Source organism: Inquilinus sp., from assembly GCF_057815775.1.
The window spans coordinates 1-13004 of sequence record NZ_JBYRFX010000437.1; the positions used below are offsets into that span (position 1 = coordinate 1).

Annotated in this window: 14 protein-coding genes and 1 tRNA gene; 7 read left to right on the plus strand and 8 right to left on the minus strand. The window is 69.1% G+C overall.

Translation table 11 applies throughout. The features are described 5' to 3' along the window. Both pseB and AC3XYG_RS15515 read right to left on the minus strand, forming a co-directional pair. Positions 1 to 783, minus strand: a 783-nt coding sequence (gene pseB / locus AC3XYG_RS15510; RefSeq protein WP_489140744.1) for a UDP-N-acetylglucosamine 4,6-dehydratase (inverting), incomplete at its 3' end; no start/stop codon positions are given. 228 nt (positions 784 to 1011) lie between these two features. Further along, positions 1012 to 2019, minus strand: coding sequence for a hypothetical protein (locus AC3XYG_RS15515; protein WP_489140745.1), 1008 nt, complete (start codon positions 2017 to 2019; stop codon positions 1012 to 1014). A gap of 132 nt (positions 2020 to 2151) precedes the next feature. On the opposite strand from AC3XYG_RS15515, the gene AC3XYG_RS15520 reads away from it, so the two are divergent. Further along, positions 2152 to 2733 carry a TetR/AcrR family transcriptional regulator gene (locus tag AC3XYG_RS15520; protein WP_489140746.1) on the plus strand — a complete coding sequence of 194 codons (582 nt, stop codon included), beginning with the start codon at positions 2152 to 2154 and terminating at the stop codon, positions 2731 to 2733. Positions 2734 to 3168: 435 nt separating this feature from the next. Continuing rightward, the gene (locus AC3XYG_RS15525) at positions 3169 to 5481 is read left to right on the plus strand and encodes a calcium-binding protein (protein WP_489140747.1); all 2313 of its coding nucleotides are present in this window, start codon (positions 3169 to 3171) and stop codon (positions 5479 to 5481) included. A gap of 27 nt (positions 5482 to 5508) precedes the next feature. Here the strand turns inward: AC3XYG_RS15525 and AC3XYG_RS15530 are convergent, their stop codons facing one another. Further along, positions 5509 to 6486 (minus strand): quinone oxidoreductase family protein, encoded by a 978-nt coding sequence (locus AC3XYG_RS15530; protein ID WP_489140748.1) that lies wholly within the window; start codon positions 6484 to 6486, stop codon positions 5509 to 5511. 98 nt (positions 6487 to 6584) lie between these two features. Between AC3XYG_RS15530 and AC3XYG_RS15535 the strand changes: the two genes are divergently transcribed. Next, positions 6585 to 6995, plus strand: coding sequence for a winged helix-turn-helix transcriptional regulator (locus tag AC3XYG_RS15535; RefSeq protein ID WP_489140749.1), 411 nt, complete (start codon positions 6585 to 6587; stop codon positions 6993 to 6995). Positions 6996 to 6999: 4 nt separating this feature from the next. On the opposite strand, the gene AC3XYG_RS15540 is transcribed toward AC3XYG_RS15535, so the two are convergent. The 5 genes from AC3XYG_RS15540 to AC3XYG_RS15560 all read right to left on the minus strand — a co-directional run bounded on the left by AC3XYG_RS15540 (position 7000) and on the right by AC3XYG_RS15560 (position 10158). Next, a complete protein-coding gene (locus tag AC3XYG_RS15540) occupies positions 7000 to 7809 on the minus strand; it encodes an SDR family NAD(P)-dependent oxidoreductase (protein ID WP_489140750.1) in 810 nt (269 codons plus the stop codon). A gap of 25 nt (positions 7810 to 7834) precedes the next feature. After that, positions 7835 to 8776 (minus strand): SDR family NAD(P)-dependent oxidoreductase, encoded by a 942-nt coding sequence (locus AC3XYG_RS15545; RefSeq protein WP_489140751.1) that lies wholly within the window; start codon positions 8774 to 8776, stop codon positions 7835 to 7837. A 51-nt stretch (positions 8777 to 8827) separates the two neighbouring features. Then, positions 8828 to 9394 (minus strand): TetR/AcrR family transcriptional regulator, encoded by a 567-nt coding sequence (locus tag AC3XYG_RS15550; protein WP_489140752.1) that lies wholly within the window; start codon positions 9392 to 9394, stop codon positions 8828 to 8830. 125 nt (positions 9395 to 9519) lie between these two features. After that, positions 9520 to 9606, minus strand: a tRNA-Leu gene (locus AC3XYG_RS15555). 63 nt (positions 9607 to 9669) lie between these two features. Next, a complete protein-coding gene (locus AC3XYG_RS15560; RefSeq protein WP_489140753.1) occupies positions 9670 to 10158 on the minus strand; it encodes an Lrp/AsnC family transcriptional regulator in 489 nt (162 codons plus the stop codon). Positions 10159 to 10251: 93 nt separating this feature from the next. Between AC3XYG_RS15560 and AC3XYG_RS15565 the strand changes: the two genes are divergently transcribed. The 4 genes from AC3XYG_RS15565 to AC3XYG_RS15580 all read left to right on the plus strand — a co-directional run bounded on the left by AC3XYG_RS15565 (position 10252) and on the right by AC3XYG_RS15580 (position 12851). Next, on the plus strand, positions 10252 to 11220 hold the full coding sequence (locus tag AC3XYG_RS15565) for a threonine ammonia-lyase (RefSeq protein ID WP_489140754.1): 969 nt from the start codon (positions 10252 to 10254) through the stop codon (positions 11218 to 11220). Between the two features lie 101 nt (positions 11221 to 11321). Continuing rightward, positions 11322 to 11801 (plus strand): disulfide bond formation protein B, encoded by a 480-nt coding sequence (locus AC3XYG_RS15570; protein ID WP_489140755.1) that lies wholly within the window; start codon positions 11322 to 11324, stop codon positions 11799 to 11801. Positions 11802 to 11832: 31 nt separating this feature from the next. Further along, positions 11833 to 12381: a demethoxyubiquinone hydroxylase family protein gene (locus AC3XYG_RS15575; protein WP_489140756.1), complete on the plus strand. Its 549-nt coding sequence runs from the start codon at positions 11833 to 11835 to the stop codon at positions 12379 to 12381. Between the two features lie 2 nt (positions 12382 to 12383). After that, a complete protein-coding gene (locus AC3XYG_RS15580) occupies positions 12384 to 12851 on the plus strand; it encodes a CreA family protein (protein WP_489140757.1) in 468 nt (155 codons plus the stop codon). The last annotated feature ends 153 nt before the right edge of the window (positions 12852 to 13004 follow it).

Genomic DNA, 13004 nt, shown 5'->3' on the forward strand with positions numbered 1-13004 from the left:
CGGCCGGATGCCGACATTGCGGTGCGGCACGCCGGGCGCCAGGGTGCGGGCCAGGTCGGTGATGGTCATGCTCGGAATCTTCGGCACGAAGATCTCGCCGCCGCGCATGATCTCGAAATTCGACAGCACGAAGTTCACGCCCTGCTGCAGCGTGATCCAGAACCGGGTCATGCGGTCGTCGGTGATCGGCAGGAACTCCGCCTTCTCGGCCAGCAGCTGGCGGAAGAACGGCACCACGCTGCCGCGCGAGCCGAGAACGTTGCCGTAGCGCACCACGGAAAAGCGGGTGCCGATGTCGCCCGACAGGTTGTTGGCGGCGACGAAGGTCTTGTCCGAGGCCAGCGTGGTTGCGCCGTACAGGTTGATCGGGTTGCACGCCTTGTCGGTCGACAGCGCGATCACCTTCTTCACCCGGTTCTGCAGCGCCGCCCAGACCACGTTCTCGGCGCCGTTGATGTTGGTGCGGATGCACTCCGACGGGTTGCGTTCCGCCGCCGGCACCTGCTTCAGCGCCGCGGCGTGGATGATGTAGTCGACCCCGCGCGTCGCCAGCCCCAGCCGGTCGCGGTCGCGCACGTCGCCCAGGAAGAAGCGCATGCAGCAATGGACCTCCGGCGGATATGCTGCCCGGATGGCGTTCTCCATGTCGTACTGCTTCAGCTCATCGCGCGAGAAGATGATCAGTTTCCGTGGACGGTAATGCTGCAGGATCGTAGAGACGAATTTCCTGCCGAAGGACCCCGTGCCGCCGGTCACGAAGATCACCTTGTCGTTCAGATCCACGAGACTGTCGTCAAAAGTGCGATACATGAATCACCGGTGCTGTTGAATATGACGGCCAGCAGATTTGAAACTTGCGGAAATGCCCGGATGCAATGGCCCGGTTCTCAGCCTAATCGACACTTCAGGCTATAATCGCGCCCATGGTGATTTGCAACGCGCTCTCGCGGTGATGGAGTACGAGGCCCGGAGCCCCGGGGCGGGCCGCGAGCCGGCCCCGGACCGTCGCGGTCAGACCTGGCGGATGAGGGTGCCGAACGCCTCCAGCCGCCGCACCATCTCGGCCGGATCGATCAGGCTATCGGGCAGGTAGAGCCCCGGCGGGACGGCCGCGCCGCCGGCCAGACCCAGCAGTCGCTCGATGCCGGTGGCGATGCCAAGCGCGGTCAGCGGCGCCTGGCCTTCGGGATGCACCAGCTCGTGCCGGTCACGGCCCGTTGTGCCGTCGGTCCGTTCGCCGGTGATCTCGATCACGATCTCGGTCGAGAACGGCTCGCCGCGCCGGCGGGACGCGGATGTGCCGAGGGCCAGGTCGAGCCGGATCGACCGTGCATCGGTAGCGGCTGCCAGGCCGATGACGTCGAGCGGCGAATAGGCCTGAGCGGGCATCTCGGTGCCGTCGACGCTACGGAACCGCGCCGCGGCCTCGTCACCGCCGATCCAGACCCATCGGCCGTCGCGCAGGATCTGGGTCCGCGGTGACGCGGTGACGATGCGCTCATAATCGGCATAGGCCGCCGGCCCGCCCATATCCTCGTCGTCCAGCAGGGCGCCGATCGCGATCGCCTCGATCCGGCGGAACGCCTTGGCGAAGTGCAGCGTCGGCAGCAGCGCCGTCCCGGCCAGCCACTGGCTGGCCATCAGGATCGGCGCGGCGGCCGGCCGGCGGATGAACCGCGCCACCTCCGGCCCGATCTCGGTCACGCCGCTGGAGGTGCTGACATAGGGCAGGCCGCGGGCCAGGGCATAGTCGAGCGACAGCAGCGTGGGGTCCTTGACGAACACGGCGACGGCGCTGAAATCGCGATCGGGCTGGCCCAGATCGGGCCGGTCGAGGTCGATCGCGGCCGCATCGGCACCGCCGACCGCCTCGGCCACGGCGACGGCCTTGGCCAGGTCGCGGCCGCCGATGGTGATCGGCAGCTCCGGCTGCAGCCGGCGCAGCGTCTGCGCCGCTCGGGCGCCGACGATGCCGGATCCGCCGATGATGAGAACTGGTTTCCGGAGAGGTGCGGGCATTACCATGACTCCTGGATCGGGAGGGCTCGACCGAGTCTGGGTCGGCCGATCGCAATAACTTACACTTAGTAAGTTACTAATGGTAATGTCAAGGCCGGTGCCCGATGCCGGTGCAGGAGATCGGATCAGAGGATGAGCCAGCCCCATGCCCGGAAGCTGCCGAAGGCCGAGCGGCGCGACCAGCTGCTCGACACCGCGCTGCGGATCGTGCGCCAGCAGGGGACGGATGCGCTGACGCTCGGCACCGTGGCCGAGCAGGCCGGGGTCAGCAAGCCGATCGCCTATGAGCATTTCGGGACGCGGTCGGGGCTGCTGATCGCGTTGTACGAACGGATCGACGATCGCCAGGTCGCCGCGCTGCTCGAAGCGCTGGAGCGCACGCCGCGCCGGCTGGCGGAGGTCGCCCGCGTGGTCGGCGCCGCCTATATCGACTGCACCCTGTCGATCGGCCGGGAATGGCATGCCATCTCGGCCGCCTTGAAGGGCGACGAGCGGATGGAGGCGTTCCAGCAGGGGCTGATCGACCGCTATGTCGACCTCTACCGCGATGCGTTCGCGCCTTATGCGGCGCTGCCGCGCGACGACCTGCATCTCCGCTGCGTCGGCATCCTCGGCGCGGCCGAGGCGATCGCCCGGGACCTGGTGCAGGGCCGCACCGGCGAGGCCGCGGCCGTCGCGGCCCTGACCGCGCTGATCGTCGGCGGGCTGGCTTGAAAGGTTCGCCTGCCTGCGACCGGTTGTCGGAAGGCCGGCAACCGCGACACCGCTTTCCACTTCCTCGGCGGCGGAACGTTCACCGGGGCGGGGGGCGGAAATCCGTGTCACCGCCGATGGCGGCGCTCTGCTGGTGCAGGGCGATGTGAATGGCAACAGGGTCGCGGCATCGGCGAATCGAGGCCACCGCCTTCCGTCGCCCGGACAACTCCCGATTCCTAGGGGATTGAGGGGCCCCCTCTCCTCGGAGCATCTGTATCGGCAGGCGAACACCCCCTGAGCCGCGGGATCCGAGCCGGAACGGATCCGGGATCGCCAACCGATGAAGCAGGGACGCCTGAGAGCGGCAAGGCATCGGCCTCGCCGCTTCGGGCCGACCTCCAGGGATCGCGGGAAGGTTCACCAGCCGCCTGATCCCGCACCAGGAGATCCGCGATGACCGTGTATTATGGCAGCGAAGACCCGGATCATTTCATCGGCGATGATGCTGCCAAGACCGCCTTTGGCAACGGCGGCGACGACACGCTCATGGGCGGGGGCGGTGACGACCTGCTGTGTGGCGGCTACAGCGATGCGGCAGGCAATTTGCCGTTCGACGGCAACGACACGCTCGACGGTGGCGCCGGCAATGACATTCTGTTTGGTGGCGGCGCAGACGACACCCTCCATGGCGGGGATGGCGACGACGTGCTGCATGACGGTTTCAACAACTACTTCTATGACTTCGGCAACGACACGCTCGACGGCGGCGCCGGCAACGACCTGATATACGGCGGAGCCGGGGCCGACAGGCTGGACGGCGGCGACGGTGTCGACGCGGTCGCCTACGTCGACGGCGGTGCTGCGATCTATGTCGACCTGACCTCGGGCCTGGGCCAGGGCGGCGACGCCCAGGGCGATGTCCTCTCCAATATCGAGAACATCTGGGGCAGTTCGTACGACGACACCCTGCTGGGATCGAGCAGCGACAATATGCTGGACGGCAGCTTCGGCAACGATGCCATCGCCGGTGGGGACGGCAACGACATCCTGATGGGCGATAATGGGGCCGACACGCTGTGGGGCGCCAACGGCAATGACACGCTCGCCGGCGGATTCGAGGACGATGTCCTCTATGGCGGCGACGGCAACGACACGCTCTTCGGTGATCCGGACTTTGCCGTGAACGTGCCCTTCGGCAACGCCGGCAACGACCAGATGGACGGCGGCGGTGGCGACGATCTGCTCTACAGCGCCAACGGCGCCGATGTCCTCGACGGCGGCGACGGCAACGACACCGTCGACTATGCCAACGCCACCGATGCCACCGCCAGCGAGACCAATCCGAACATCCGGGTCGACCTGGCCCTCGGGACCGCGTCCTGGAGCGGCGACGCGGATGACCGGCTGGTCGATGTCGAGAATGTGGCCAGTGCCGGGGGCAATGACACATTGCTCGGCTCGGCCGTGGACAATGTTCTCTCCGGCCGTGACGGCAATGACAACCTTTTCGGTCTTGACGGAAACGACACGCTCAACGGCGGAAACCAGGATGATTTCCTCCAGGGCGGCGCCGGTTCCGATCATCTCGACGGTGGGGCCGGCGTCGACACCGTCGACTACAACGGCAATGCCGGGGTCTATGTCGATCTGGCCTCGGGCCTGGGCTATTACGGCGAGGCCGTAGGCGATGTGATCGCGAATGTCGAGAACGTCCAGGGCACCGGCAGCTTCGGCGACTGGCTGCTCGGCTCGGCCGTGGACAACGTCCTGTCCGGCTATGGCGGCGACGATTTTCTCTACGGCCGGGACGGCAACGACACGCTGGTCGGGGGCGGTGGCAACGACTTCCTCCAGGGCGGCGCCGGGGCCGACCATCTCGATGGCGGCGACGGCATCGACACCATCTACTACAACGGCGATGCCGGGGTGTATGTCGATCTGGCCGCCGGCGTGGGCTATGACGGCGAGGCCCAGGGCGACGTGATCAGCGGTGTCGAGAATGTCCAGGGCACCACCGGCTTCGGGGATGGGCTGTCCGGCTCGGCCGCGGACAACATCCTGTCCGGCTATGGCGGCGATGACGGCCTTTTCGGCCGCGACGGCAATGACACGCTGCTTGGCATGGATGGCAACGACTTCCTCCAGGGCGGGGCAGGGGCCGATCATCTCGACGGCGGCGCCGGTGTCGACACCGTCGACTACAACGGCGATGCCGGCGTGTTTGTCGACCTGGCCTCGGGCATGGGTTATGGCGGCGAGGCCGAAGGCGACGTGATCGCCAATGTCGAAAACGTTCAGGGGACCATCGATTTCGGGGATGGGCTGTACGGTTCGGCCGCGGACAATGTCCTGTCCAGCTATGGCGGTGATGACAGTCTCTTCGGCCGGGACGGCAACGACACGCTCGATGGCGGTGCGGGCGTCGACACGCTGACCGGCGGGGCCGGGGCCGACGTCTTCCTCTACCAGTGGACAGGCGACAGCACGGTGGCGGCGGCCGACCGGATCACCGATTTCAGCCAGGCCGAGGGCGACAGGATCGATCTGAGCCGGATCGACGCCGACACCGACCCCGGCGCGGCCGGCGACCAGGGGTTCCGCTTCATCGGCACCGGCGACTTCACCCACCAGGCCGGCGAATTGCACTACGCCTTCAGCGGCGGCGACACCGTGATCGCCGGTGACGTCGACGGCGACGGCGCCGCCGATTTCTCCATCCTGCTCACCAGCCACGTCACTCTCGCCGCAGGCGACTTCGTCCTCTAGCCGGACCGGCTCTGCCTCGATCCGGCGTCAGGGCTCGAGGACAACCTTGCCGGTGGTGCGCCGGCCTTCCAGGGCGCGGTGCGCCTCGGCAGCCTGGTCGAGGGGATAGCGCGCAGCGGGCAGCAGCGTCAGCCTGCCGTCCACCGCCAGGCCGAACAGCTCGGCCAGGCCGTCCCGCAGGGTCGCCGGGTCCAGCAATGGCAGCAGGGCGAAGCCGCGCAGCGACTGGTTCTGCTGGGCCATGCCTTCGATCGCGGCAGGGGGCAGGGTGAAGCGGTTCAGCGCGGCGAAGACCAGCTCGCCGCGTGGGGCCAGGGCCGGCAGGGCCGCCGCGGTCGTCTCGCCGCCGACCGTGTCGTAGATCAGCTCGACCCCGGCACCGCCGGTGGCCTCGCGCACCCGGTCGGCCCAGCCGGGCCGGCTGGTGTCAATCGCAGCATCGGCACCCAGGGATCGGGCGATGTCCAGCTTCTCCGGGCTGCCGACCGCGGCGATGATCTGGGCCGCGCCGGCCCGCTTCGCCAGCTGCAGCAGCAGCGACCCGACCCCGCCGGCCGCGGCCATCACCAGCACCGTCCGGCCCCGCGGCGGACCCTGGCGTACCAGGTTCAGCGCCGTCAGCCCCTGCACCAGCAGGGCCGCGGCATCGGCGTCGGACAGCCCGTCCGGCACCGGCACCGCCGCGGCGGCATCGACCGCCACGAATTCCGCATAGCCGCCGGAGCCGCGGCCGATGGCGAACAGCGGCACCGCCACCCGCCGGCCCAGCAGGGCGGAGTCGACGCCATCGCCCAGGCCCACGATCTCGCCGACCGCCTCGACGCCCGGGACCACCGGCAGCTCGGCACCGGGATAAAGGCCGCGGCGGACCAGCGTCTCGAAGAAATTGACGCCGGCGGCCCGGATCCGGACCAGGATTTCGCCGGGGGCGGGGACCGGGGCGGGAATGTCGACGATGTCGAGCACGTCGGGTTCCCCGAACCGGCTCAATCGAATGGCTTGCATGGCGGCCTCACAGCTGACTGGTTGCGGGCCGCATTCAGCCGTATCGTCCAGGGGCGGGGCTACACACCCTTTCGTTCCATACTGACCGGATGGTGCCTATGGCCGAGACCATCAAGCGACTGCCGGCGCTGCCGGCCGAACGGGCGCTGAAGGTGATCGCCGGCCGCTGGAAGGCGGTGCTGCTGTACCATCTGTTCGACGGGCCGAAGCGGCTGTCGGAGCTGCGGCGGCTGGTGCCGGCGGTCAGCCAGAAGGTGCTGATCCAGCAGTTGCGCGAGCTGGAGGAACACGGGCTGGTCGATCGCGAGATCTTCCGCCAGGTGCCGCCGCGCGTCGATTATTCCGCCACGGCCCTGGGGCTGAGCCTGGAGCCGGTGCTGCTGGCCCTGTGCGCATGGGGCCAGCGCCACGCGGCGGAGCTGAACGAGCTGGACAGCGTGGCCGACTGCGTGATCCGGCCGCGCAGCAAACGCGCCGCCGGACCGCAGGCCACGACGAGTCCGGCCTGATCCCTCACGGCGTGCGGTAGCGCGCCGCCAGCTGCGGCGACTGCGCGGCGAAGGCCGCGAGGTCGGCGGTGAACACCGCGTCGAGCAGGTCGGACCGCTCGACGCCGGGGGCGCAGACGACCTCGCCGAGGTCGAGCCCGCGCAGGCTGGCGGTCACCACGTCGTCCGCCGACATGCGCGTGACGGCGCTGAGGTCGAGCCCCTGGCGCTCGTGGAACTCGGTCGCGACCACGCCCGGGCACAGCACCTGGACCCGCAGCCCCTGGGATTTCAGCTCCTCATGCAGCGCCTGCGACAGCGCCACGATATGGGCCAGTGTTCCCGTGTACACGGCCCGGCGCAGCGGCAGCTTGTCGATCGGTGCCGGCCCGCTGAACGCCAGCATGCCGGCCACATTGATGATGGTGCCTTCGCCCCGCGCCACCATGCCGGGCGCCGCGGCCCGGGCCAGCAGCGTCGGCGCGACCACCTTCACATGCAGCAGCTCGGTCGCCTTGTCGGCCGGCAGCTCGGTGAACGGCATGTAGTGGGCGACGCCGGCGTTGTTGACGAGCAGGGTCAGCGCCTCGCCCGCGCAGACATCGGCGACCGCCTGGATGCCGACATCGGTGCCGAGGTCGGCGACCAGGGGCCGGACCGTGACGTCAGGGAGTTCGGCGACGAGTTCGTCCAGCCGGTCGCGACGGCGGCCCACGACCACGAGGTCGTAGCCGTCGGCGCCGAGCCGCCAGGCAAAGGCCCGGCCGATGCCGGAGGATGCGCCGGTGACGAGCGCCAGGCGCTTGCGGCTGTCATTGCTGATAGGATTGCTCATGGCGGATCTCTCTTCTCTATGAGTCTTATTGCGGAACCGTCGACAGCAAGGCGCGCGTCTCGGCGACGACGCGATCTGTGAACTTCGGATCGCGCGCGAGGGTGGAGCCCTGCATCGGCTGGCCGCCCTCGTCGTAGTAGACACCGGTCCAGCCGGATGTGTCGGTCACGATGGTCGTGATCACCCGCGCGGCCCGCTTCGGGGTGCTCAGGAATTTCATGAAGGGCATCAGCAACGGCACCAGCAGCGGGGCGAGGCCCGCCACCAGAAGCCGTGCGACGATGCCGGCATCACGCCCCAGGCTGGTGGTCGGATTGAAGCCGGGCTCGACCGCATTGACGCGCAGCCGTGGCGTCTCGCGGGCGAACACCAGGGCGGTGGCGAGGTTGCACTGCTTGGACGTGGCGTAGGCGTCGAAGCCCGGCTTGGCGGAGCCGCCAGGGTTCCATTCGCCACGCGCACTGGCCTCCGCCGAGAGATAGCGAGCGCCGCGAAACCCGGCGGACACGGCCGGCTTCCGCTCGGGATCCTCCACCGCGGAGACGACGAAAAGGACGTTCGTGCCATCGGGGAGATGCGGCACCAGCGCCTCCGTCAGCGCGAATGGGCCGAGATGGTTGGTCGCGAACGCCCTGTCCCAGCCCCGTGCGTTTTTCAGGACGCGCGTCGGGAAGATGCCGGCGTTGTTGAGCAGGCCGGCGATCGGGAGGCCGAGCGCGATGATCTCAGCGGCCGCACGCTGCACGCTGGCAAGGTCCGACAGGTCGCACACGACCGGCACCGCATGCCCGCCCTGCTGTCCGATGGTCTTCCGCACGTCGTCGAGCTTCTGGCGGTCCCGGCCGACCAGCACGACCGTGCCATGCTTGGCCAGCTGCAGGGCCGTCAGGCGCCCGATGCCGGCGGTCGGGCCGGTGACGATGTACGCCTTGCGATCCGACGCGGTGTTCAAAGCAGCCTTCGCCATATCCGGCTCCGCTTCATTGTCTGTCTAGTCAGTCATTCAGGGGACGAAAAGTCAGGCGATCATTCGCCAGAGGCCGTCGAACGCGGCCGTGCCGTGCTTGTCGGCGTTCTCGGGATCGCGGATCATGAAGTCGATGGTCGCGTCGGTGACGGCGGCCATCAGGGCGACGACGAAGCCCAGCGGGACATCCCGCATCGGGCCGTTCTCCCGGCTCCGCTCCAGCAGCCCGGCAATCTCCGCCATCGTCCGGCTTGCCATCTCGTGGCTTTCCACGGTGATGTCGTCGGAGACGCGGAGAAGGGCCAGCGTCCGGCGCCGTTCGGGGCTGGAAATCGCCCAGCGCAGCCACTGCGACCACATGTGGAAGACCTGCGCGCGGATGTCGTCGCCCTCCGGCAACCCGTCCAAGGCCACCGCGGCCTGCTCCGCCTTCAACTCGGCATAGAGCTGGTTCATCAGCTCGGCCTTCGTCGCGAAGTAGGTGAACAGGGACCCGTTGGAGATTCCGGCCTCCTTGGCGATCGCCGCCGTCGCCGCGCCCAGCCCCTGGGCGGCGATGACGCGCGTCGCCGCCGCCATGATCGCGCTCCGCCTGTCGTCGCTTTTCGGCCTGGCCATGCGTTCTGTCCCAAACTGCTGGGTGACAGATATGAGTGAGTGACTAGTCAGTCAAGAGGGGCGACAGAAAAAGACCAAGCCTCACTTGGCCGGGCAGGGCCCTGCAGGCCCGATCTCGATCTGTGTGGTGCGGGCGGTCGGGGTCGAACCGACACTCTGTCACCAGAACTGGATTTTGAGTCCAGCGCGTCTGCCAATTCCGCCACGCCCGCGCGGGGCCGCATCTTAGGCAGCAACGGACCGGCGTCAACGAAATTGCTCGGGTCCGTTGACGATCAGCCTTCCGTCCCCGTGGTGGGCAGGGCCAGGCCGGTCTTGACAGCCTCGAACACGAAATGGGTGTCGAAGCGCTTGACGTTCGGATCGGTCATGAACAGCCGGTCCAGCACGCTGCGGCAGGCCCGCATGCCGGTGACCGCGAGAATCACGAGATAGTCGCGGCTGCCGGCCAGATCGTAGCATTGCTGCACCTCCGGCGCCGCCCGCATGCGCTCGCGGAAGGCGCGGTGCAGGGCGACCGATTCCTGCTCCAGGGTCACGAACACCGTGGCCAGCACCACGCCGTCGAACCGGCCGGGATCGAGCACCGCGATCTGGCGCAGCAGCAGCCCGTCGGCGCGATAGCGGGCGATGCGGCGCTGCACGGCGCTGGGCGACAGGCCGATCGCATCGCCCAGCGCCTCCAGCGTCTGGCCGCTGTCGGATTGCAGCAGGGCGAGCAGGCGATGGTCGAGCCGGTCGAGCGTTGGGGCGGCGGTGTTCATGCAAGAATTTTGCGTCATGACGCATGACATTTCAACATCAGCCGGACCGAAGCCGGCTAGAGTCCGGTGGCTCACGACAGGAAGGACACCGTTATGGACGCGCAGGCCGGCATTCCGATCACGCCGCAGGAGATTCTCGCGGCCCGCGCCGCCATCGATCCGGTCTTCCTCGATTCACCGGTCATGAGCCATGGCGCGCTCGACGCCGCGCTGGGCTGCGCCTGCACCCTGAAGGTCGAGACGCTGAATCCCGTCCGCTCGTTCAAGGGGCGCGGCACCGAGGCGGTGCTGGCGGCGCTGGATCCCCGGCCGGCGGCGGTGATCGCCACCTCCAGCGGCAATTTCGGCCAGGGGCTGGCGCGGGCGGCCGCCCGGCGCGGCGTGGCCACCACCATCCTGGCGCCGGCCTGGGCCAATCCGCTGAAGCTCGACGCCATGCGCCGGCTGGGCGCCACGGTGCGGGTGGTCGACCCGGCGGAGGGCGACGGCAAGGCCCTGGCCCGCCGCATCGCTGCCGAGACCGGCGCCGTCTTCATCGAGGATGGCGGCCACCGCATCGTCACCGCCGGCGCCGGCGTGATCGGCCAGGAACTGACCGCCGCGGGCCATGTCTTCGACGACGTCATCGTCCAGATCGGCGACGGCGCGCTGGCGACCGGCGTCGGCTCCTGGTTCAAGGCGCACGCGCCGGGCACGCGGATCCTCGGCGTGGGGGCGCGCGGCGCGCCGGCCATGGCGCAGTCGTTTGCCGCCGGCCGGGCGATCGACACCGCTGATACCGACACCATCGCCGACGGCATGGCGATCGCCCGCCCGGTGCCGTCCGCCGTGGACCAGCTGCGCGCCGTGGTCGACGAGATCCTAGTGGTCGACGACGACGCGATCCTCGCCGCGGCCCGGCTGCTGCTGCGCATGGCCGGGGTGCTGGCGGAACCGTCGGGCGCCGCCGGCCTGGCCGCCATCCTCACGAATCAGGCCCGCTTCGCCGGGCGCCGGGTCGCGTCGGTGGTCACCGGCAGCAACCTCGATGCGGCGTTCCAGGCCCGGTTGCTGGCCGCCTGACCCAGGCGCGCCGGGCGCCGGCACCGAGGCAATGCAGCCCTGCCGGGCTCGCGACATTTCGGCACTGTGCGGCGGGTCGGGCGCACGGCATGATCCGCGCCATGTTGCGCCGCCTCGATCTTCTTGCCTGGCTCACGGCCGCTTTGGGCGTCGTCGTGCTGGGCACCGTCTACGCCTCGGAATATCTCGGCGGGCTGCAGCCCTGCGAGCTGTGCATGTACCAGCGCGGGCCATGGTGGGCGACCATCGTGCTCGGCCTGCTGGCCGCGGTGGTCCGCCCGGCGCGGCGGGTCCTGCTGGTGCTCGCCGGGATCGTGATCCTGATCGGCGGCGCCCTGGCGGTCTACCATGCCGGGGTCGAATACCATTGGTGGCCGGGCTTCACCGCCTGCACCTCGGCGATCTCGTTCGGCAGCGGCACCGCCGCCTCGCTGCGCGACCAGCTGCTGGCCGCCCCGGTGGTGCGCTGCGACGTTCCGGGCTTCGTCCTGTTCGGCATCTCCATGGCGGGCTACAATGCCATCGTCTCGGTGATCGCCGGTCTCGTGCTGCTGCGCGCCGCGATCCGCCGCCCGGCCTGATCGAGGCCTCTGCAGGGGGAACCAGCACCGCATGACCGCGTCCCGCCGCGCCCTGCCGGGCGACCTGTCCGGCCCTGACCGCATCGCCCGGATGATCCGGGTCGACCATGCCGGCGAATACGGCGCCAAGCGGATCTATGAAGGCCAGCTCGCCGTGCTCGGCCGTGGCCCCAAGGGGCCGGTGATCGAGCATATGGCGGAGCAGGAGCGCGAACATCTCGCCACCTTTGACCGGATGGTGACGGCCCGCGGCGTGCGGCCGACGCTGCTGCATCCGCTCTGGCATGTCGGTGCCTTCGCCATGGGCGCGGCGACGGCGCTGCTGGGCGAACGCGCGGCGATGGCCTGCACCGTCGCGGTCGAAGAGGTGATCGACGCCCATTATGCCCACCAGGCCGAGGCGCTGGGCACCGATGAGCCGGAGCTGAAGGCGGTGATCGAGCGCTTCCGCGCGGAGGAGCTGGAGCACCGCGACATCGGGCTGGAGCATGAGGCGGAGCTGGCGCCGGCCTATCGCGTGCTGTCCGGCGCGGTCAAGGCGGCGACGCGCACCGCGATCTGGCTGTCGGAGCGGGTGTGACCATGCGGCTTCTGATCCTCGCCGCCACGGCGGCGCTGCTGGCCTCGGCCAGCGCCCGGGCCGACGATGTCGGCTGCGTCAACACCGCCTTCAAGCTGATCGGCCCGGACCACAAGGTCTGCGTCGAGGCCTTCACCGACCCGGATATTCCCGGTGTCGCCTGCTATCTCAGCCAGGCCCGCACCGGCGGCGTCTCTGGCTGGCTCGGCCTGGCCGAGGATCCGTCGCGCTTCGCCCTGGCCTGCCGCCAGGTCGGCCCGATCACCCTGCCGGACCGCGTCGACCGCCAGAAAGAGGTGTTCGACAGCTCCACCTCGATCCTGTTCAAGGAAACCCAGGTGGTGCGGATGTTCGACCGGCCGCGCAACACGCTGGTCTACCTGTCCTATTCCAGCAAGCTGGTCGACGGCTCGCCGATGAACAGTGTTGCCGCCGTGCCTGTGATGCCCTGGGCGGAGACCGCCCGATAACGCTACTGGTGCGGCCGTCTGATGGCGGTTTCTCCGCTTCCGGTGCTCACGGACCAACGTCCGCTGCGCGCCGGTTCTCGAAACCACCACCAGCCGACTCCCACCAGCGCGTTCTCGAACGATCTCCGGATCGGCCCTGCCCAAAGCAAATTC